Genomic DNA, 20081 nt, shown 5'->3' on the forward strand with positions numbered 1-20081 from the left:
TGCGATGCGCCATGAGCGTCTCTTCTGTCAGCGGAGACGACGCCGGGCCCGAAGCGACCCGAATTCGGCCAGCACCTGATCGCCATATCGTGACCGCCTGGTGATCTTCCAGGCGGTCACGTGATGGCTTATGGGACAGGCATTAAAGGCCGTACTCCTTGGAGATGCGCTCGTGCCGCTCCGCCTCGATCCCGACCTCACGCGCCAGGTCGAGCCAGGCCAGCGGGTGGGACCACTGCTCGGTGACGTCGTCGAGCACCGCGTCGAGCTCGGCCGGCCGCACCGTGGGCGGGATCGCCACCCAGCCGAACACGCCGGACAGCCGCTCACCGGTCGCGGGATGGGTGACCGTGTAGTTCTCGTCACTGTAGACCCACATGGGCCAGCCCCGCTCGGCCAGCACCTCGTTGAACTCCGCCCACTCCTCCTCAGAGGGTGCGGCTCCGTCGAAGAACCAGCTCGTGTAACCGCCCGGCCGCAGCATGGTCACCCCGGCGAACGGGATGACGAAGCTCTCACGCTCCTGCTCGTTCTCCGGGATCGGCTCCAGCGGGCGGGGATCGATGACGATCACGTCACCCGCGTTGTACTCCATGCCGCGCGGCTGCGGGATGGCCAGCCTGGCGGTGGCCGGGCCGGTCCGCACCGCGAGCACCTCACGCTGGCTGCCGTCGGGAGCCGGCAGGATGGCCCGGATCAGGTGCCACTCCTCCTCGATCGGGCCCTCCGCCGACTCGATCGGCATGCCCAGCTTGGCGGCGCCGGCTCGGACGGTCGGCCAGTCCTCGATGGCGGTGGACAGGACGATGATCCGCCAGGTGTCCTCCTCCTCGCCCTCGCCGGACTCCAGCAGCGGCCGGAGGATCTCGGCGGCCTTGGCGTTGTCGCCCAGTTGCTGGGCCGCACCTGACCACAGTCGGCGCGCCTCGACCGTCGGATCGGCGGCGACGGCCCGCTCGCCCTCGGCGGCGGTCTCCTCCCAGCGCTCGCGGGCGCGGTAGAGCCGGGCCAGGGTCAGGTGCGACCGGGTCTCCGGCAGACGGGCGGCGAGCCCCTCGACACGCTCGTCCTGTCCGGCTTCGATCAGTAGACCGGTGAGGTAGGCGATGTCCTCGTCCGAGGCGGCGGCCGGGTCCCCGTCCTCCGTGATCAACTTCCAGTAGATGTCGGCGCCGATGGGCGCGTACCCGAGGAACCCGAGCGTCGTGGTGTGACGGCGGGTCGCCTCCAGGTCGGTGCCGGACAGCGACCACAGCCACCCGACCCACCGCTCGGGGTCGGCGGTACGGCCGTCGGCGGCGTCGAAGTAGGCGACCAGCTCGTCCTGGGGGCCGGGCAGCGGCGACTCGGCCGCGGCGTCAGCCGTCGCACGCAACTCGGCGACCCGATCGGCGAGGCCCTCGGTGCCGCTGAGGTCGGCCAGCACGGACTCCGCGTAGTCGGCGAGCAGCCGGGCCTGCCAGACGCCCTCCCGGGCCACGGCGAGCCGACCGGCCGTGAGCGCCAGCTCGAAGCGTGCGCGGTGCCCGCCCATCGTCTCGAAGTAGGTGATCCACTGCCGGAGGATGCGGCCGAGCTGCCAGGAGTTGGTGATGGAACCACTCGACGCGAGCAGGCTGACCGCATGTGCCCATTCCACCCACTCGCGGGGGTGCTCCCCGATGACGTCGAGGTCCGGCAGCGCCTCCACCGCCTCCTCGACGCGGCCGTCGGTGGCCAGGATCAGCGACCTGAGCAGGTTCTCACGGCGGTCCTTCGCGACGGGGTCGTCCGGCTTGAAGCCGGTGGCGGCCTCCAGCCTCTCCAGCGCGTCCTGCGTCCGGCCGGCGGCCAGCAGCGCGCGGGCCGAGGCGGCGGCCAGTTCCCAGCTCGCCTCGCTGCCGGACTCGCGCAGCCGGTTGACGGCGGTCTCGGCATAGGCGACGGCCTCGGCCGCCTTCCCGGCGTCGAGCAGCGCGGCGACGTACTGAGTGATCAGACCGGAGAACGCGGGCGACTCGGGTCCGACTCCGCTGAGCGCGGCATTGAGCGCGGCCATCCGCTCACCTGCCAGACCCGGGCCGTCGGTGTTCGCCTGGGTGATCGCGAGCACTTCGACGGCGGCGGAGGCGGACGGGCAGTCGCGGACGTCGGCACGGCCGGCGAACTCCACCAGGGCCGCCGCGTCGTCGAGTGCGACCGCCCCGTTGGCCCGGTCCCCAACCCGGCCGATCATGTGCCAGTAGCGGGCGAACAGTTCCAGCCAGGGCTGTTCAAGGGTCTCGGCGTGCTGGGCGATGGCCGGTGCCATGACGTCCAGCTGGGCGTACCGGCCCTCCAGCGCCTGCGCCGGGATGTCGCTCAGCGCCATGGCCAGCCCCATGTTGCCGGTCTCGTGCAGTTCACGCTGGGTGCCACCGACCCAGGCCCAGATGTCGACGTCCATGAGCAGTCAGTCTGCCAGGTCGCCGACCATGTCCAAAACAGCCCACGGCGCGTCCCGAACAGCCCACGGTGCCAAAGCCTGCCTCCGATCCTCACCTGTGCCGCGTGAACAGCACGGTCGTGAACAGCACGGTCATATACACGGTCATATACGGGGACATGCAACAGCCGCGGCGCCGCACCATGCGAGGTGCGGCGCCGCGGTCGCTGCGGAAAATCAGCTAGCGACAGGCGAGGGGATCAGATCCGCTGCCAGAGCGCGGGCACGTTCGGCGGCTCCCAGCCCGGCAGGGAGGTGTGCCCCTGGAGGCACCGGTAGGTGGCGCCGCCGTAGGTCACCGTGGCCCCAGCCGCGTACGACGTGTTGACCTTCCAGGTGCCGCCGGGAGCGGGCGGGTTCGGCGGGTTCGACGGACCGCTGGTCGGGCCCGCCGTCGGGCCGGGGTTGCTGCCCGGGGTCTTCAGCGTGAGGCCGTAGGCCGAAAGGATCGGGTTGACCGGCTGGTAGTAGGTGGTACCGCCGCTGCTGCAGTTGCCACTGCCGCCGGAGGTCACGCCCTGCGCCTGGTCATTGGAGATGAACGAGCCGCCCGAGTCACCGGGCTCGGCGCACACGCTGGTGCGGGTCACGCCGCTGACCGTGCCCTGGGAGTAGGTGACGCTGGTGTTGTGCTGCTGGACGGTGCCGCAGTGCCAGCCGGTGGTCGAGCCCGACCGGCAGATCGAGGCGCCGACGAGCGCCTGGGTCGAGCCGCGGACGGTCAGGTTGCCGCCGTTCTGGTTCACGTACGGCTGGGCGGTCCAGTTGCTGTTCGTCGCGACCCAGGCGTAGTCGTTGCCGGGGAACCTCGAACCTTGGAAGGTGCCCTGGGCGACCCGGTTGGAGCCGCTGGTGGAGGCGCCGGCGTTGCCGCAGTGTCCGGCGGTCACGAAGCCCTGCGTGGTGCCCTTGGTCACCGGGAAGCCGATCGAGCAGCGGCTGCCGCTACCGATGTAGTAGGCGTCGCCGCCGCGCAGGTCGTAGTAGGTCTGCGGCTGCTCGCTGGACTTCTCGACGCGGACGATCGAGCTGTCGAGGCCGCTGGCCGCGACGAACTTCTCGGCCGCCGCCGGCTCGGAGGACAGCACGACGACGCTGTTGTTCTGCACGTCGACGTACCAGACCGGCGCCGTCTTGGGAGCCTTGCTCGCGGCCCGGTCGAGGGCGTTCTTGGCCGAGACGAGCTTGGCGTACGGGTGCTTGACCACCTTGGCCTCCGCACCCTCCGCCGCGATGTCGGACTTCGCGGCCGAGTCGGTGGTGGCGACCACGAGCTTGGCGTCGGCGCCGCTCAGCCAGGAGCCCGCGAACCGGTTGCCGAGCCTGCCGCGCAGCCTGGCCTCGGAACGGGTGGCGCGGTCCTCGTTGGCCAGCCGAGTCCTGGCCTGGTCGGCGTTGAGGCCGAGGTCACGCTGCATCGCCTGGACCAGGCCGGCCGGGGGGTCGCCCGCGGGGGCCTGGGCTACCGCCTGCTCCTGCGCGGTCGGGCCGGGTTCGGCCACAGCCGCGCCGATCGGAATCGTGAGTCCGGCGGCCACCAGGGCACCGGCCACGATGAGGGAGTTCCTCCGGAACATGCAATGTCTCCTTGAGAGAGCTGGGGGATGCCCCTCAAGGTAGCTGCGACCAGTTCCTTTAGGTATCTACCGTTTTTCCCCTATCGCCGCGTTATGGCGTGGCCGAAAATGCGGGGACCGCGGGGTTTCCATGAGCGGATCCCGATTCGAGGAGTCCCGATTCGATGACTCCGGACGCGACGAGCACGGCGGGGCCCGACAGGTAGCTCGTGTCCGCGTCGAGGGTGACCGTGACCGAGCCGCCCAGCACGCGGACCTGCCAGGCGCCGGTCGGCTCCCCGGCCGCGCGGGCGGCGGCCACCGCGGTGGCGACCGCCCCGGTACCGCACGACCGGGTCTCCCCCGAACCCCGCTCGTGCACCCGCATGGCGACGGCGTGATCACCCACCACGTTGATCAGTTCGACATTGACGCCGTGGGGGTAGACCTCCCGGTCGAACTCCGGCTCCCGGCCGAGGTCGAGCCCGGCGACAGGGTCGTCGATCAGACAGGCCAGGTGCGGGTTGCCCATGTTCACGTTGAGGCCGTCGTACGTCCGCCCGGCGACGGTCGCACGGCTCTCGCCCAGGATCCCGGGCCGGCCCATGTCGACGGTGACGTCCCCGGTCTCGCCGAGCCGTACGCGCCTGATCCCACCGCGGGTGGCGATGCCGAACTCCCCGGCCGCGGCCAGTCCCGCGTCGACGAGGTAGCGAGCGAACACGCGCACGCCGTTGCCGCACATCTCGGCGATCCCGCCGTCGGCGTTGCGGTAGTCCATGAACCACTCGGCCGCGCCGGCGAGATCGGCGGCCTCGGCACAGCGCTCGGTACGCACGACCCGCAGCACGCCGTCGCCCCCGATCCCGGCGCGGCGGTCGCACAGCGCGGCGACCTTCGCCGGGGTCAACTCCAGCCGGGCGTCCGGGTCCGGCAGGATGACGAAGTCATTCTCGGTGCCGTGACCCTTAACGAAGCGCATGTCACAGAAGTCTAGAGCGTTCCGGTTCGACCTGTCCGCTCCAGTGCCCGGTCCACGAGGTCGGCGAAGGCCGCCGAGCCGGCGCCCGGGTCGAACGGCAGCCACACGACCCGGGGATCCCGGCGGAACCAGGACTCCTGGCGGCGGGCGAACCTGCGGGTCGCCCGCACGGTCTCCTCGCGGGCCCGCTCCTCGGTCCACTCCCCGGACAGGAAACGCAGGACCTGGGCATAGCCGAGCGCCCGGCTCGCCGTCCGCCCTCCGGCCAGACCCTGCTCCAGCAGGCCGCGGACCTCGCCCACCAGCCCGGCCTCCCACATGCGGGCCACTCTCAGCTCGATCCGCTCGTCGAGCACCGGCCGGGGCACCTCGACCCCGATCTGCACGCTCTCGTACACCGAGTCGTACGACGGCATCGTGGCGGAGAAGGGCCGGCCGGTCAGCTCGATCACCTCGAGGGCCCGGACAATCCGGCGGCCGTTGCTCGGCAGGATCGTCTCGGCCGCCACCGGGTCCCGGCTCTTGAGCCGGTCGTACAGCACGGCCGGACCGACCTCGGCGAGCTCCCGCTCCAGCCGGGCGCGCGACTCCGGGTCGGTGCCGGGGAACTCCAGATCGTCGAGGACGGCCCGGACGTAGAGCCCCGACCCGCCGGCCAGGATCGGCGTCCGGCCGCGCGCGAGCAGGTCCTCGACCAGCGGCCGGGCCAGCCGCTGATATTCGGCGACGCTGGCGGCCTGAGTCACCGGCCAGATGTCGAGGAGGTGATGCGGCACGCCCCGCTGCTCGAAGTGAGACAGCTTGGCCGTGCCGATGTCCATGCCCTGATAGAGCTGCATCGAGTCGGTGTTGATGACCTCGCCGTCCAGCCGGAGCGCCAACTCGACGGCCAGATCGGACTTTCCTGCCGCCGTGGCGCCCACGACCGCGATCACTGGTTGCTCCCCTGGTTGCCGGCCCACACCGTCCAGTGTGGCAGTGCCGGGAAGCTCAGATGTCCCGGTGGTCAGATGTGCCGGTGGTCAGATGTCCCAGTCGAGCGTCGGCGGAAGATGGCCTTCGAGGGTCAGCAGCCAACGCTTGGACTCCACGCCGTCGCCGCCGCTGAACCCGCCCAGGCCGTTGCCCGCAACCACCCGGTGGCACGGCACGATGATCGGGACCGGGTTGCCGCCCATGATCGCCCCGATGCCGCGGGCCGGGACGCCGGTCCCGCTCCTGGCCGCCAGCTCTCCGTATGTCACGACTTTTCCGTACGGAACTGTCGTGAAGAGCGTGCCGAGGACCTGACGCTGGAGCGGCGAGGTGAGCCGCCAGTCGACCGGGACGCCGAACTCCCGCAGGTCACCATGGAAGTAGGCGGCGAGCTCGGCGCGGGCGGGAGCCGTACGGGCGGGATCGTCGGCCGCGGCCAGCCCGAGGCGGGCGGCGATGCGCGCCCGTACCCGCGGATCGTCGCGGAAGTGCGTGGCGACGACGCCCTCCTCCGTCACGGCTGCGAGCACGTCGCCGAGCCGGGTCTGGACGCTCCCGAACGCTACGGTTTCCCCCACTCGTCCATTCTCCACCTGGATTGGCACGACACGCACGGAAGTTCAGGGCGAGATCAGGGCGCCCGCTTCGGCGCTGTGTCCCTTTTGGGCACGGGGATCCGCATGAGGTCGCGCGCCACGATCACGTCCCCCGCGTACGTCTCGCGGACCTCGGCGACGAACCGGGGCTCGTCGTCGAAGGAGTAGCGCTCGGAGAAGTGGGTCAGCACGAGACGCCGCACCCCGCACTCCGCCGCCACCCGGCCGGCCTGCGCCGCGGTGAGGTGCCCGTAGGCGGCGGCCAGCTCCGCCTCGGCGGACAGGAACGTCGACTCGATCACCAGCAGGTCCACGCGGTCGGCTAGCGAGAACACCCCGTCGCACAGCCGGGTGTCCATCACGAACGCGGCGCTCTGGCCCGGGCGTGGCGCGCTGCATTCGGCCAGCGTCACCGTCGAGCCATCGGGCAGGGTGAGCGAGCCGTGCCGCTGCAGCTCGCCGACCATCGGCCCGTGCACACCCCGCCGGGCCAGCTCCCCGGGCAGCATCCGGCGGCCGGCCGGCTCGTCCAGGCGGTAGCCGTACGACTCGATGGGGTGCGACAGTGGCCGGGCGGTGAGCGTCACCGGACCGGCCGGCCACTCGACCAGGTCACCGGAGACCGGGCGCCGGACGATCACAGCGGTGTCGCCGAAGGAGGTGGCGTGGCGCAGCCGCCGCCAGTAGTGCTCGCCGGCCGCGGGATAGGCGGCCTGGACCTGGTGGTCCACCCGGTCTCGCGCGATGCGCTGGATCACCCCGGGCACACCGAGGCAGTGGTCGCCGTGGAAGTGCGTCACGCAGATCCAGGTGAGGTCGTGCGAGCTCACCCCGGCGTGCATCATCTGCCGCTGCGTGCCCTCTCCCGGGTCGAACAGGAAGCCCTCACCGTCCCAGCGCAGCAGATACCCGTTGTGGTTGCGATGACGGGTGGGGACGGCGCTCGACGTACCCAGGACGACCAGTTCACGAACGGACACACTCGCGATGCTAGGCGCTGCTTCCGTCGGCGGCCCCGTCCCTCATGGCGCGACCAGTAGATCGCCGCGACGGTAATTTAACTGTCAACTTTGTAAAAAAACAATCGGGCACCCTTGGCGATCCAGCGGGTCGCCAAAGATCAAATGAGTCTCGTCGTCATACGAAATCCCAGGTAGAGCTGGGATTTCGGGTGCCATCCGGCACGGAAGGAGGGCGAGTGAAGGGCCGCCGTTCACCGCGGGTAGTTTGTACAACGTTCTTCGTGAAAAAACTGGAGTAGTCAGGCACCCAAGGAGGATGAGCGAGGATGTCGGACATCACCGTCGAGCAGTCGGCCGAGGACGTTCCTCCGGCCAGACCCGATCCGGATTCCCCGGGCAGGCGAGCTCGCATGATCGGCCGCGGCTGGGTCCAGGCGGCCGTCCTGGTCACCGTCGTCGGCTTCCTCGTTCTCGGACTGCTCGCGGTCCGCACCTACCAGGCGGAGCCGCCCATCCCGCAACGCGTGTCCACCTCTGACGGGCAGGTGCTCTTCACTGGCGACGACGTGCGAAACGGTCAGAAGGTCTTCCTGAGCACCGGGCTCATGCAGTACGGCTCGATCTTCGGGCACGGCGCCTACCTGGGCCCCGACTTCACCGCGGACTACCTGCACCGCAGCGCCACGTTCGTGCAGGAGCAGCATCGCAAGGCCGGGGCGCAGGACGCGCACGCCGCCACCGTCTCCGATTTCCGTACGAACCGATACGACGAGCGCACGGGCACGCTCGTCTGGACGGCGGCCCAGGCCGCGGCGTTCAAGCAGATCACGGCCCACTACGCGGACCTTCTCGGCCGTCCCGAGGGCAAGCAGGGGCTGCGCCCGGAAGCGGTGACCGACCCGAAGGACATCCACAACCTGACCGCCTACTTCGGCTGGTCGGCCTGGGCCGCCGCCGCGCAGCGGCCCGGCGAGACGTACTCGTACACCAACAACTGGCCCGCCGAGCCACTGGTGGACAACGGGCCGACCGGCCACACGGTGACCTGGAGCGTGCTCTCGCTGATCTTCCTGCTGGGCGGCGCCGGAGCGCTGTTCGCCGCGTTCGGCCGGTGGAACTTCCTGGGCTGGCACGGCCGTGACCAGCGGACCCTGCGCTTCCATTCGCCGCGCGACGTCCTGCTCACGCCGGCGCAGCGCACCACCGCCTGGTTCTTCTTCGCGATGGCAGGGCTGTTCCTGGTGCAGGTCCTCGTCGGCTCGGCCACCCAGCACTACCGTGCCGACCTCGGCACCTTCTTCGGCATTCCGCTGGACCGCTGGCTGCCGTACAACCTCACCCGCACCTGGCACACCCAGCTGGCGATCTTCTGGGTGGTCACGTCGTTCCTGGCCATCGGCATCTTCCTGGCACCGCTGATCTCCCGCGGCTGGGAGCCGCGCAGACAGGCGCTGCTGTCCCGGCTGCTGCTCGGGGCGCTCGTCGTGGTCGTGGGCGGCAGCCTCCTGGGCGAGCTGGCCGGGCAGCGGGGGTGGCTGGGCTCGATGTGGAGCTGGCTCGGCAACCAGGGCTGGGAATATCTCGACCTCGGACGGCTGTGGCAGGTGCTGCTGGTCGGCGGGCTGACCCTCTGGGTGGTGATCCTCTTCCGGGGGCTGCGCAGACGGCTGCGCAGCGAGAGCATGGCCAACATGCCGTGGCTGTTCTTCCTCGCCGCGCTCGCGCTTCCGGCGTTCTACGCCGTCGGTCTGCTCGCCACGCCGGACTCGTCGTTCACCAGCGCCGACTTCTGGCGGTTCATCGTGGTGCATCTGTGGGTCGAGGACTTCATGGAGCTGTTCACCACGGTCACCGTCGCCTACCTGTTCGTCATGCTCGGCGTGGTGCGCGAGCGGGTGGCACTGGCAGTGATCTATCTCGACATCGTCCTCTACAGCGCCGGCGGCGTGATCGGCACCATGCACCACCTGTACTTCTCCGGCGAGCCCGCCGAGCACCTCGCCCTCGGCGCGATGTTCTCCGCGCTCGAAGTCATCCCGCTGCTGTTCCTGACCGTGGAGGCCTGGAGCTTCCTGCAGCTCGGCGCCCGTAAGAAGAGCCCGTCGAGCACGCCGTTCCCGCACCGATGGGCCGTGATGTTCCTGGTCGCCGTCGGCTTCTGGAACTTCCTCGGAGCCGGGATCTTCGGGTTCCTGATCAACCTCCCGATCGTGTCCTATTACGAGATCGGCACCGGGCTGACCGCCAACCACGCACACGGCGCGATGATGGGCGTGTACGGCATGCTCGCGGTGGGGTTCGCCCTGTTCGCGCTGCGCTACCTCATCCCGGAGGAGCGCTGGTCCGACCGCTGGCCGCGGCTGTCCTTCTGGTCGCTCAACCTGGGCCTGGCCTGGATGTCGTTCGCCACCCTCCTGCCCGGCGGCGCGCTGCAGCTCTACAAGGTCCTCGAAGCCGGGTACGCCGACGCCCGCAGCCTGGGATACCTCCAGGGCAAGGCGAACGCCGTGCTGGAGTGGCTCCGGCTCCCGGGCGACGTGGTGTTCATGGTCGGCGGCGTGCTGCCGCTGCTGTGGATGACCTGGCTGGGGATCCGCTACCGGGTCGCCGCGGCACGGCGGGTGGACGCACCGGAGCAGGTCCTGCTCTTCACCGAGGTCGTCCAGCCGGATGAGGTGGCGGCCGTCGGCGGCGACCCGGCCGAACCGGTGGGCCGATGAGCGGCGAGGTCGTGTTCATAGCCGCGTATGCCGTGGCGCTACTCGTGGTGGCCACCGTGCTGGAGATCTACGGCCGCCAGCCGACCAGCGCCTGGGCCTCACGGGTGTTCGCCGGCTATCGGCGTGCGGTGCCGGACGCGCCGGGTCCGGCCGACCCCGAGGATTGGCCGCACTCTGAGGCGATCCGCTTCCACCAGGTGGTGTCCCTGTTCGTCACGGTGGTCGCCGTGGCCCTCGTCGCGGGCGAACTGGTCCGCCACCACCGGCCGTTCGAGGCACTGGCCCTGGTCGCGGCCGGATCGGCGCACGGCCTGCTGGCCGCGCGGATCGTACGGCGACTGCGCCGCGCCCGGGCGTCCCGTACGACCGGGACGGCGAATCGCGAGGAAGACTCGGTTGTGGAAAACGTCCCCGAGGCGAGACGCCGGCGAGCACACTGAACGTGAAGGACGGAAACGGTCCGTAGCGATCAGGAAGAATCACCACGTTGCCGCAGTATGACCCCATACCGGAAACCCAGGAAACCCAGAAGACCCGCCGTAGAGGTTCCGGGATTCTCGCCATAGCGGGAATCACGGGCGTGGTCGCCCTCGCCGGCTTCGCCATCGTCCTCGGTGCCGCGCCCGAGCACTCCCCGGCCGCCTCGGCACGATCACAGGCGGATGGAATGTCCGCGCACTCCTTGGAAGAACCGCGCGGCATGCGGGCCGCCGGGACGGGTCTCACGCCTGAAGCCGACGCGCAGCGTGTACCGGACGTGGGGTCTCGTCCGGGTCCCGCCCCGATGCCGGATGCCGGGGCGGCGCCTGGGGCGCGAGCCGTGACGAGCCCGGAGGCCGCACCGAGCCCGGCCCCCGCGCCTACCGAGAGCGCGCGGCCCGAACTCGTCCCGGCCGAGCGGGTGACCGTGGGACCGGTCCCGCGACCCACGGACACGACTCGCGAAGCGACCGATCCGGCTCCGGACGCGGCGCCGGGAATGACCGCCGGCCGTCGGTCCCCGCACCCGGGAGGTGGCGGTACGGAACGCCGCGTCGGTCCGGCCCGAAGGCCGGGCGGCACCTCCTCGAGCAGCGCCTCCTCAGGCAGCACCTCCTCAGGCAGCCGCGAATCCCGCTCCGGCCGCCCGTCGGTGCAACAACCGGCGGCGGGAAAGGCCTCGCCGAGCGCGGAACCGGCACCGTGGAGGATAGCGTCACCACGGAAGACACCGGCACCACGGGAATCCACGGCTCCGGAGAAGTCATCGACGGCGGAAGTACCGGCGCGGCCGGCAGCGGAAGACCCGGAAAGGGACGCGCCGCGGCAACGCCCTGGCCCGGCGCCGAACCCCTGCGCGACCTTCCACGACATACGCCGGGACTACTGCTATCAGGTGCTCGACCAGCTCATGAACGGCTAGAGCCGACTTCCCAGACCTGCCCGGGTCGCTCTAGACGGCCGAGCAGGCGGGAGGGTCGGCGGGGGTGGGAGCCGGACGGCCGACGGTCGGCATGCCGAGGCTGACGGCACGACCCCGCTCGGGGGCACCCTGGCGTGCCTCCCACGCGTCACCGGCTCGGGTCCGCCGTACGGACAGGACCTTGTCGGCCACCAGGTGATGCGGCGCGGCATAGGTGACCTCGGCTGTCACCATGTCACCCGGGCGGGCGTCGGCGGCTGCGACGTGCACGAGGCGGTTGTCCGCCGCGCGCCCGGACAGGCGGTGCGTGGCGTCGTCCTTGCGGCCCTCCCCCTCGGCGATCAGCACCTCGAGGGTCCGGCCGGCCTGCGCCCGGTTCTCCGCCCAGGAGATCTCGTCCTGGAGGGCGACCAGGCGCTCGTACCGCTCCTGCACAACCTCCTTGGGCACCTGGTCCGCCATCGTCGCGGCGGGCGTGCCGGGACGGATGGAGTACTGGAAAGTGAACGCGTTGGCGAAACGAGCCTGCCGTACGACCTCGAGCGTCTGCTGGAAGTCCTCCTCGGTCTCGCCGGGGAAGCCCACGATGATGTCGGTCGAGATCGCGGCATCGGGCATGGCCGCGCGGACCCGGTCGAGGATGCCGAGGTAGCGCTCGGAACGGTACGACCGGCGCATCGCCTTCAGCACCCGATCGGAGCCGGACTGCAGCGGCATGTGCAACTGGTGCATCACGTTCGGCGTCTCGGCCATCGCGTCGATCACGTCATCGGTGAACGCGGCGGGGTGCGGCGAGGTGAAGCGAACCCGCTCCAGGCCGTCGATCTCCCCACACGCCCGCAGCAGCTTGCCGAACGCCAACCGGTCGCCGAACTCGACGCCGTAGGTGTTGACGTTCTGTCCCAGCAGGGTGACCTCCAGCACACCCTGGTCGACCAGCGTGCGCACCTCGGCAAGGACGTCGCCGGGACGGCGGTCCTTCTCCTTGCCGCGCAGCGACGGCACGATGCAGAACGTGCAGGTGTTGTTGCACCCGACCGAGATCGCCACCCACGCGGCGTACGGCGACTCGCGGCGGGTCGGCAGCGTGGACGGGAAGGTCTCCAATGAGTCCTTGATCTCGACCTGCGCCTCCTGGGCGATCCGGGCGCGTTCCAGCAGCACCGGCAGCGAGCCGATGTTGTGCGTGCCGAACACGACGTCGACCCACGGGGCGCGGCGGACGATCTCGCCCTGGTCCTTCTGGGCGAGGCAGCCGCCGACCGCGATCTGCATGCCCTCCCGCGCCGTCTTGATCGGCCGCAGGTGGCCGAGGTTTCCGTACAGCCGGTTGTCGGCGTTCTCGCGCACCGCACAGGTGTTGAACACGACGACGTCCGCGGTCTCCCCCTCGGGGGCGCGAACGTATCCGGCGTCCTCCAGCAGTCCGGCCAGCCGCTCGGAGTCGTGCACGTTCATCTGGCAGCCGTAGGTCCGCACCTCGTAGGTCCGGGTCGCGTCCTCGGCGCGCGGGGTGGTTGCAGCATTCGTGGTCGCAGTCATCGCGATACAAGCCTAGGCGTTCCCCGGCACCTTCCCGTACGCCAACCGAACCAATGACCATTCGTGACGTTTTCCTAACACTCCGTTGTATGAGCAGGTAGATTGCCCTTCGCGACCGCATGCGAAAATGAGAACGGACCGATTGCTGGAAGTGGTGAGCCGCGATGGCGATGCCCGCACGAACCGCGGAGGCGTCAATGGAGGCGGACGAGTCGCCGGCGACGACCAGCCCCTGGCACACGCCTGGCGAGCTCAGCGTCGAGGAATGGTTCGAGCTCAACGAGCGGGCGGGCGACGGCAGCCGCTACGAGCTCATCAACGGGAGCCTGATCGTGTCCCCCGCCCCACTCCCCCGGCACCAATTGATCGGTGACAACCTCCGCTCGGTCCTGCAGGATGCCGTACCGGAGGATCTTGTAGCCATCACCGCGGTGGGACTGCTCCTCGATGGCAGACCCGGTGTCATCCCTGACGTCACCGTTGTGGAACGCCAGCCGATCCGGGACGGCGCCACCGTGGCCAGGCCAGACTGGGTCCGCCTGGCAGTGGAGATCGTGTCGAAGTCGACCACGGCGATGGATCGCATGGTCAAGCCCGCAAAGTACGCCGAAGCGGGCATTCCGTACTTCTGGCGGGTGGAGATGTCACCCTTCCGGGGGCAGGCCGGGGACCGGCTCCCCGTCGTCTTCACCTACCGACTCGACGAAGACGGTCAGTACCAGCTCACCCATCGGATAGGGGCGGGTGCTTCGATCGTGCTCACCGAACCGTTCAAGGTGACGGTCGATCCGGCGGCGCTCGCCTGGCTCTGATCTCCACCGCCGTACAACTGATGATCTACGAAGCGGTGCATTTCGGCTCTGATCAGGAGAGTTCGCAGGTCGTGACCGGATCGGTACCAGGTGGTTAGTGACTTGGCAGTATCAACCCGCCTACGTTGTTGACCATGACTGAGCCCGGTGGTTCCGCCCCGCTGGTAAAGCTCGAAGGGGTGAACAAGCACTTCGGCGCGCTGCACGTGCTGAAGGACATCGACCTGGCCGTGGAACGCGGCGAGGTGGTCGTGGTCATCGGCCCCTCCGGCGGCGGCAAGTCCACGTTGTGCCGCGTGATCAACCGGCTGGAGACCATCGACTCGGGGACCATCGTCTTCGACGGGCGGGAGCTGCCCGCGGAAGGAAAGGCCCTCGCCCGGCTGCGCTCCGAAGTCGGCATGGTGTTCCAATCCTTCAACCTTTTCTCCCACAAGACGATCCTGGAGAACGTCACGCTCGGCCCGACCAAGGTTCGCGGGATCTCCCGGCAGCAGGCCGAGCAGCGGGGCATGGAACTGCTCGAACGGGTCGGCATCGCCGCCCAGGCAGGCAAATACCCGGCGCAGCTGTCTGGAGGCCAGCAGCAGCGCACCGCCATCGCCCGGGCGCTCGCCATGGATCCCAAGATGATCCTCTTCGACGAGCCGACCTCGGCGCTCGACCCGGAAATGGTCCAGGAAGTGCTGGACGTCATGACCGCTCTGGCCCGCGAGGGCATGACCATGATGGTCGTCACCCACGAGATGGGCTTCGCCCGGCGGGCCGCCGACCGGGTCGTGTTCGTGGCCGACGGGCAGATCGTCGAGCAGGCCCCGCCCGCGGAGTTCTTCACCCAGCCCAGCAGCGAACGGGCCAGGGACTTCCTATCCAAGATCCTCACCCATTGATCACACACGTCCCCGGCCCGGATCGGGCCGGGGCGAGGAAGTAGAGGTGGCAGTCAATGCGAGTGCGTCGAATAGGGGCGGTTCTCGGCGTCGCGGCCATGGTCGTGGGCCTCGCGGCCTGCGGGGGCGACAAGACCTACGACAGCGTCGCCGACAAGGTGAAGGACGCCAAGAAGATCGTCGTCGGCACCAAGTGGGACCAGCCCGGGCTCGGCCTGAAAGACCCCGCCAAGGCCGAGCCCGAAGGGTTCGACGTCGAGGTCGCGAAGTACGTCATCAAGGAGCTGGCCGGCGGCCAGGACGTCGACATCGAATGGAAGGAGTCGGCCTCCTCCAACCGTGAGGCGTTCCTCGCCAACGGCACCGTGGACCTGATCGTCGCGTCATACTCGATCACTGAAAGTCGTAAGGAGAAGGTGACCTTCGGCGGGCCGTACGTCGTCGCTCACCAGGACGTCATGGTCCGCGGTGACGACACCGGCATCACCAAGCCCGAGGACCTGGAGCACAAGCGGATCTGCCAGGCCGCGGGCTCCAACTCCTACAAGCGGATCACCGACCCACCGCCGGACGGCGCGCTCAACCTCAAGGCCGACCTGGTGGGCGCGGCCACCTACTCCGAGTGTGTGAACAAGCTCGGCGGCAACAACCTCGACGCGGTCACCACCGACGACCTCATCCTGGCCGGGTTCGCCACCCAGGCCGCCGAGCAGGGCGGCGCCAGCTTCAAGATCCTGGGCAAGCCGTTCACCGACGAGAAGTACGGCGTCGGCCTGAAGAAGGGCGATACCAAGACCTGCGAAGCGGTCAACGCCGCGATCACCAAGATGTACCAGGACGGCACCATCCAGCAACTGTTCAGCAAGTGGTTCGGAAAGGCCCAGGGCCTCAGCGCCCCCACGGCCGCCCCCACCTTCGAGCCCTGCGCCTGACCTGTCGCACGGCGCGGCCGGTGACCCGGCGCCCCGGGTCACCGGCCGCCGTCGCCCGACAGAGCAGCACGGCAGAGCAGCACCGTGGAGCACGATGAATGATCTGATCAAATACGCGCCCGACCTGGCCGCGGGCTTCCTGGTGAACGTGGAACTCTCCCTCGTGTGCGCGGTCCTGTCACTGATCGCCGGCACGGTGCTCGTGTCCCTGCGGGTCGCGCCCACACCGGTCCTGCGCACGGCCGCCGCCACCTACATCAACATCGTGCGCAACACACCCCTGACGCTGGTGCTGGCCTTCTCCGCGCTGGGGCTCAGCGACACGCTCGGCCTGTCCTTCTCCAAGGAACCCAGCACCAACGCGTTCTGGCTGGTGGTGCTGGGCCTGTCCGCGTACACCGCCTCGTTCGTAGCTGAGACGCTGCGCTCGGGCATCAACACCGTGTCCCTGGGACAGGCGGAGGCGGCCCGCGCGATCGGGCTCACCTTCTTCCAGTCCCTGCGTCTGATCATCCTGCCGCAGGCGTTCCGTGCGGTCATCGCGCCGATGGGCAGCGTCATGATCGCGATGATCAAGAACACCACGGTGGCCATCGCCGCCGGCTACCTCGCCGAATCGGCATTCGTGATGAGGGACACCTTCGACGACACGGGCGTGTCGATCCCCATCTTCATCGGGCTCGTCCTCGCCTTCATGGCCATCACCCTGCCGGTCGGCTTCCTCACCGGCCGACTCTCCCGACGTCTGGCGGTGGTCCGATGAGCGGCCCAGTGACCACTTCGGTGCTGTTCGACGCGCCGGGACCCCGGGCACGGCTGCGCAACAACGCGCTGACCCTGCTGGCCTTGATCGGGATCGCGGCGATCGCCTACCTCGTCTATCTGAAGTTCGACGAGAAGCACCAGTGGGAGGGACGGATCTGGGAGCCGTTCACCGAGTCCTCGACCTGGACCGGGTACATCATCCCCGGACTGCTCGGCACGCTGAAGGCCGCTGGTCTCAGCGCGGTGTTCGCGCTCGTCTTCGGCTCGGTCTTCGGTCTGGCCAGGCTCTCCGACCACCGGTGGATCAGGGTGTCCGCAGGCGCGGTCGTCGAGGTCTTCCGCTCGATCCCGCTGCTTCTTTTGATCTTCTTCCTGTTCTTCCTCGCCCCCAGCGTCTTCGGCGGCGGCGACTACACGCTGATCGCGCTGGTGGCCGGCCTCACGCTCTACAACGGTTCGGTCCTCGCCGAGGTGGTCCGAGCCGGCGTCCTGGCCGTGCCGAAGGGCCAGTCGGAGGCGGCCTACGCGATCGGGTTCCGCAAGAACCAGGTGATGCGGCTGGTCCTGCTTCCGCAGGCCGTCACCGCGATGATGCCCGCCATCGTGAGCCAGCTCGTCGTGCTGCTCAAGGACACCGCGCTGGGCTACATCATCGCGTACGTCGACCTGCTCAACTATGGATTCAGGGTCCTCCCGGCTCGCTTCTTCGGATCGCTCATCCCCGCCGCGATCGTCATCGGAGTCATCTACGTCGGTCTCAACATGACGCTCAGCGCCCTGGCCACCTGGCTGGAGAGGCGGAGCAGGCGCAGCCGCAGAACATCCGTGAAACCGATACCTGCGACGGCGGACATCGGCGAGTAGCTCGGTTTGATCAGGCCGGTCCGGTCATCCATGGGCAAGTGTTTGCCGTGTCACTCCTTGCCGCCCGTCGGACCGGCCGTGATCCTGGGCAGGTGCGGCGTGTCGTGGCCCTGTTAGCAGGCGTAGCGATGGCGGGCACGCTGCTCACGGGATGCGGGAGCAGCGGCACGCTCGTCGTCGGCGTGCGTCAGGGACAGCCTGGGCTCGTCACACCCCTCCCCGACGGGAGAGTCTCCGGCTTCGACATCGCGGTGGCCCATTACGTCGCCCATGAGCTCGGCTACCGCGACGACCAGATCACCTACACAGACAACCCGGAACAGGCCGACCTGGTCCTCGGCACGATGGGCTCATCCGCCCTGCGGAACGTCGCCGGGCCCTACCTGGTCACCAGCACCGACATCCTCGTCCGCGCGGGTGATCTGTCGATTCGCAAGCTGCGTGATCTCACCCGCAGACGCGTCTGCGCGACCAGCGCGTCGGCGAAGCGCCTCATCCGGACGTTCGGCGGGAAATGGAAGGACGCGTTCCTCGCGGAGGCGAACGTCCCGGCCGCGTGCGCGCCGCTGCTGGCCGACGGCAGGATCGACGCGATCGTGGCCGACGCCCCCGTCCTCGTTGGGCTCGCCGCGCAGTACCCCGGCCGGTTCCGGATCAGCGGCCGCCCCCTGACCACCGAGCGGTACGGCATCGGCACCGGATCGGACACGCTCAGGGACCAGGTCAACGACGCCCTGCGCCACATGTTCGACGACGGCGCCTGGAAACGCGCGGTCATCGACTATCTCGGCGTGCTGGCCACGCGATACACCTCGCCCCCGGCTCTGCCGCGCTCGCAGCTGTAGCGCGGCCGGCGGTGGCGGCGACGGTCAGCGGGCGAACGACGGTCAGCGGGCGAACTCGGTGGCCCGCGACTCGCGGACCACGTTGATCCTGATCTGACCCGGGTAGGTGAGCTCCTCCTCGACCTGCTTGGCGACATCCCGCGCGATCACTTGGGCCTGGATGTCGTCCACCGCATCCGGTCGCACCATCACCCGGATCTCCCGGCCGGCCTGCATCGCGAACACCTTGTCCACACCCTCGTACGACTGGGCGATCTCCTCGAGCCGCTCGAGCCGCTTGACGTACGCCTCGAGAGATTCACGACGCGCCCCGGGCCTGCCGCCGCTGATCGCGTCGGCGGCCTGGGTCAGCACGGCCTCGACCGTGCGGACCTCCACCTCGTTGTGATGCGCCTCGATCGCGTGGACCACGTCCTCGTGCTCACCGTACCGCCGGGCGATCTCCGCTCCGATCAACGCGTGGCTGCCCTCGACCTCGTGGGTGAGCGCCTTGCCGATGTCGTGCAGCAGCGCGCACCGCTTCACCAGGTCACGATCGAGCCGCAGCTCCGAAGCCATGATCCCGGCCAGATGCGCCGACTCGATCAGGTGCTTGAGCACGTTCTGCCCGTACGAGGTGCGGTAGCGGAGCTGCCCGAGCAGCGTGACCAGCTCCGGATGCATCTCGGTGATGCCCAGCTCGACCAGCGCGTCCTCCCCTGCGCGGACGCACAGGTCGAGCACCTCTGCCTTGCTGCGCTCGTGGGCCTCCTCGATGCGCTGGGGATGGATGCGCCCGTCGAGAACCAGCTTCTCCAGCGTCAGCCTCGCCGTCTCCCGCCGCACGGGATCGAAGCACGACAGGAGCACGGCCTCCGGCGTGTCGTCGATGATCAAGTTCACGCCGGTCGTGGACTCGAAGGCCCGGATGTTGCGGCCCTCACGGCCGATGATGCGGCCCTTCATCTCGTCGCCTGGCAGATGGAGCACGCTGACCACCGACTCGGCCGTCTGCTCGGTCGCCACCCGCTGGACGGCCAATGTCACGATCTTGCAGGCGCGCTTCTCGCCTTCCTTGCGCGCCTCGCTCTCGATCTCCCGCACGATCAGCGCGGCCTCGCGTTTGGCCTGGTTCTCGATCTCCCTGACCAACTCGCCCTTGGCCTGCCCGGCGGTGAGGCCCGCCACCCGTTCCAGGATCTCCCGGCGCCGCTCGGCGGCCCGGTCGAGCTCCTCACGGCGGTCGGCCAGCTCGGTCTCCGTCTCAGCCAGCTTGCGCGCCCGATCGGCCTGCCGGCGGGCCTCCTCGTCCAGCCGCTGCTCACGCTCGGCCAGCCGGCCCTCCCGCCGTTCGAGGTCGGTCCGGAGGTCCTTGAGCTCCGTCTTGAGGACCCTGGCCTCCTCCTCGACATCCTTGCGCATGGCCGCGGCGCTCTCGGCCAGGGAATCGGACTTCTTGAGGATCTCCTCCGCGTCCTTCTCCGCCTTGATGCGGATCTCCTCAGCCTCCCGCCTGGCCCGCTCCAGCTCCTCGTCCACCTCAGCCGTCACCGCGCTGAGCTGTTCGGGCGACGGACTGGCCGACGAGAGCAGACCGCCGGTACGACGCACGACGATCACTAGGGCCGCGACCGACACGAGCGCCAACAGCACCACCGCAACCGCCAAAACGATCACGACCGTATTCATGCGCGCTCACCCTCTCCTCGCCTTGCGACCTCTGCCAGCGAGGGAGCACACGCGCAGCACGACAGCACCCGGCGGCGTCACCAGGACAAATATCGTCTCAATCCCC

16 protein-coding genes are annotated in these 20081 nt (G+C 69.4%); 8 read left to right on the plus strand and 8 right to left on the minus strand.

Annotation, left to right across the window (positions count from 1 at the left end):
- Positions 1–142 precede the first annotated feature (142 nt).
- From ACFHYQ_RS03225 to ACFHYQ_RS03250, 6 genes are all read right to left on the minus strand, one after another.
- Positions 143–2425, minus strand: a complete 2283-nt coding sequence (locus ACFHYQ_RS03225; RefSeq protein WP_394299514.1) for an ATP-binding protein — start codon at positions 2423–2425, stop codon at positions 143–145.
- 239 nt (positions 2426–2664) lie between these two features.
- Positions 2665–4041: a carbohydrate-binding protein gene (locus ACFHYQ_RS03230; RefSeq protein ID WP_394299515.1), complete on the minus strand. Its 1377-nt coding sequence runs from the start codon at positions 4039–4041 to the stop codon at positions 2665–2667.
- Positions 4042–4132: 91 nt separating this feature from the next.
- Complete coding sequence (gene dapF, locus ACFHYQ_RS03235) at positions 4133–5002, minus strand: diaminopimelate epimerase (protein WP_394299516.1); 870 nt, start codon at positions 5000–5002, stop codon at positions 4133–4135.
- 11 nt (positions 5003–5013) lie between these two features.
- A complete protein-coding gene (gene miaA, locus ACFHYQ_RS03240; protein WP_394299517.1) occupies positions 5014–5937 on the minus strand; it encodes a tRNA (adenosine(37)-N6)-dimethylallyltransferase MiaA in 924 nt (307 codons plus the stop codon).
- 87 nt (positions 5938–6024) lie between these two features.
- Positions 6025–6555 (minus strand): methylated-DNA--[protein]-cysteine S-methyltransferase, encoded by a 531-nt coding sequence (locus tag ACFHYQ_RS03245; protein ID WP_394299518.1) that lies wholly within the window; start codon positions 6553–6555, stop codon positions 6025–6027.
- A gap of 53 nt (positions 6556–6608) precedes the next feature.
- On the minus strand, positions 6609–7553 hold the full coding sequence (locus tag ACFHYQ_RS03250) for a ribonuclease Z (RefSeq protein WP_394299519.1): 945 nt from the start codon (positions 7551–7553) through the stop codon (positions 6609–6611).
- Positions 7554–7861: 308 nt separating this feature from the next.
- On the opposite strand from ACFHYQ_RS03250, the gene ACFHYQ_RS03255 reads away from it, so the two are divergent.
- Together ACFHYQ_RS03255 and ACFHYQ_RS03260 are read left to right on the plus strand one after the other, a co-directional pair.
- Positions 7862–10255, plus strand: a complete 2394-nt coding sequence (locus ACFHYQ_RS03255; protein ID WP_394299520.1) for a nitric-oxide reductase large subunit — start codon at positions 7862–7864, stop codon at positions 10253–10255.
- Positions 10252–10695, plus strand: a complete 444-nt coding sequence (locus tag ACFHYQ_RS03260; protein ID WP_394299521.1) for a hypothetical protein — start codon at positions 10252–10254, stop codon at positions 10693–10695. The genes ACFHYQ_RS03255 and ACFHYQ_RS03260 overlap by 4 nt, the downstream gene beginning before the upstream one ends.
- Positions 10696–11687: 992 nt before the next feature.
- Here the strand turns inward: ACFHYQ_RS03260 and miaB are convergent.
- Entirely contained in the window at positions 11688–13199 is a 1512-nt protein-coding gene (miaB, locus tag ACFHYQ_RS03265; RefSeq protein WP_394299522.1) for a tRNA (N6-isopentenyl adenosine(37)-C2)-methylthiotransferase MiaB, read from the minus strand.
- Positions 13200–13369: 170 nt separating this feature from the next.
- Between miaB and ACFHYQ_RS03270 the strand changes: the two genes are divergently transcribed.
- From ACFHYQ_RS03270 to ACFHYQ_RS03295, 6 genes are all read left to right on the plus strand, one after another.
- Positions 13370–14011 (plus strand): Uma2 family endonuclease, encoded by a 642-nt coding sequence (locus ACFHYQ_RS03270; protein WP_394299523.1) that lies wholly within the window; start codon positions 13370–13372, stop codon positions 14009–14011.
- 134 nt (positions 14012–14145) lie between these two features.
- Positions 14146–14901: an amino acid ABC transporter ATP-binding protein gene (locus ACFHYQ_RS03275; protein WP_275408887.1), complete on the plus strand. Its 756-nt coding sequence runs from the start codon at positions 14146–14148 to the stop codon at positions 14899–14901.
- A gap of 56 nt (positions 14902–14957) precedes the next feature.
- Positions 14958–15833 (plus strand): glutamate ABC transporter substrate-binding protein, encoded by an 876-nt coding sequence (locus ACFHYQ_RS03280; RefSeq protein ID WP_394299524.1) that lies wholly within the window; start codon positions 14958–14960, stop codon positions 15831–15833.
- 94 nt (positions 15834–15927) lie between these two features.
- Positions 15928–16596, plus strand: coding sequence for an amino acid ABC transporter permease (locus ACFHYQ_RS03285; protein ID WP_204011755.1), 669 nt, complete (start codon positions 15928–15930; stop codon positions 16594–16596).
- A complete protein-coding gene (locus ACFHYQ_RS03290; protein WP_394299525.1) occupies positions 16593–17462 on the plus strand; it encodes an amino acid ABC transporter permease in 870 nt (289 codons plus the stop codon). The genes ACFHYQ_RS03285 and ACFHYQ_RS03290 overlap by 4 nt, the downstream gene beginning before the upstream one ends.
- Positions 17463–17566: 104 nt before the next feature.
- Complete coding sequence (locus ACFHYQ_RS03295; protein WP_394299526.1) at positions 17567–18307, plus strand: transporter substrate-binding domain-containing protein; 741 nt, start codon at positions 17567–17569, stop codon at positions 18305–18307.
- A 42-nt stretch (positions 18308–18349) separates the two neighbouring features.
- On the opposite strand, the gene rny is transcribed toward ACFHYQ_RS03295, so the two are convergent.
- The gene (rny, locus tag ACFHYQ_RS03300; RefSeq protein ID WP_394299527.1) at positions 18350–19975 is read right to left on the minus strand and encodes a ribonuclease Y; all 1626 of its coding nucleotides are present in this window, start codon (positions 19973–19975) and stop codon (positions 18350–18352) included.
- Positions 19976–20081: the final 106 nt, after the last annotated feature.

Origin of the sequence: Sphaerimonospora cavernae, assembly GCF_042435035.1 — a bacterium.
GTDB classification, from domain to species: domain Bacteria; phylum Actinomycetota; class Actinomycetes; order Streptosporangiales; family Streptosporangiaceae; genus Sphaerimonospora; species Sphaerimonospora cavernae.

Excerpts from the sequence above, each read along its gene's own strand:
- ACFHYQ_RS03225 (WP_394299514.1), bottom strand. The coding sequence starts at position 2,425 with ATGGACGTCGACATCTGGGCCTGGGTCGGTGGCACCCAGCGTGAACTG.
- ACFHYQ_RS03230 (WP_394299515.1), bottom strand. The coding sequence starts at position 4,041 with ATGTTCCGGAGGAACTCCCTCATCGTGGCCGGTGCCCTGGTGGCCGCC.
- dapF (WP_394299516.1), bottom strand. The coding sequence starts at position 5,002 with ATGCGCTTCGTTAAGGGTCACGGCACCGAGAATGACTTCGTCATCCTG.
- ACFHYQ_RS03255 (WP_394299520.1), top strand. The coding sequence starts at position 7,862 with ATGTCGGACATCACCGTCGAGCAGTCGGCCGAGGACGTTCCTCCGGCC.
- ACFHYQ_RS03260 (WP_394299521.1), top strand. The coding sequence starts at position 10,252 with ATGAGCGGCGAGGTCGTGTTCATAGCCGCGTATGCCGTGGCGCTACTC.
- miaB (WP_394299522.1), bottom strand. The coding sequence starts at position 13,199 with ATGACTGCGACCACGAATGCTGCAACCACCCCGCGCGCCGAGGACGCG.
- ACFHYQ_RS03270 (WP_394299523.1), top strand. The coding sequence starts at position 13,370 with ATGCCCGCACGAACCGCGGAGGCGTCAATGGAGGCGGACGAGTCGCCG.
- ACFHYQ_RS03275 (WP_275408887.1), top strand. The coding sequence starts at position 14,146 with ATGACTGAGCCCGGTGGTTCCGCCCCGCTGGTAAAGCTCGAAGGGGTG.
- ACFHYQ_RS03280 (WP_394299524.1), top strand. The coding sequence starts at position 14,958 with ATGCGAGTGCGTCGAATAGGGGCGGTTCTCGGCGTCGCGGCCATGGTC.
- ACFHYQ_RS03285 (WP_204011755.1), top strand. The coding sequence starts at position 15,928 with ATGAATGATCTGATCAAATACGCGCCCGACCTGGCCGCGGGCTTCCTG.
- ACFHYQ_RS03290 (WP_394299525.1), top strand. The coding sequence starts at position 16,593 with ATGAGCGGCCCAGTGACCACTTCGGTGCTGTTCGACGCGCCGGGACCC.
- rny (WP_394299527.1), bottom strand. The coding sequence starts at position 19,975 with ATGAATACGGTCGTGATCGTTTTGGCGGTTGCGGTGGTGCTGTTGGCG.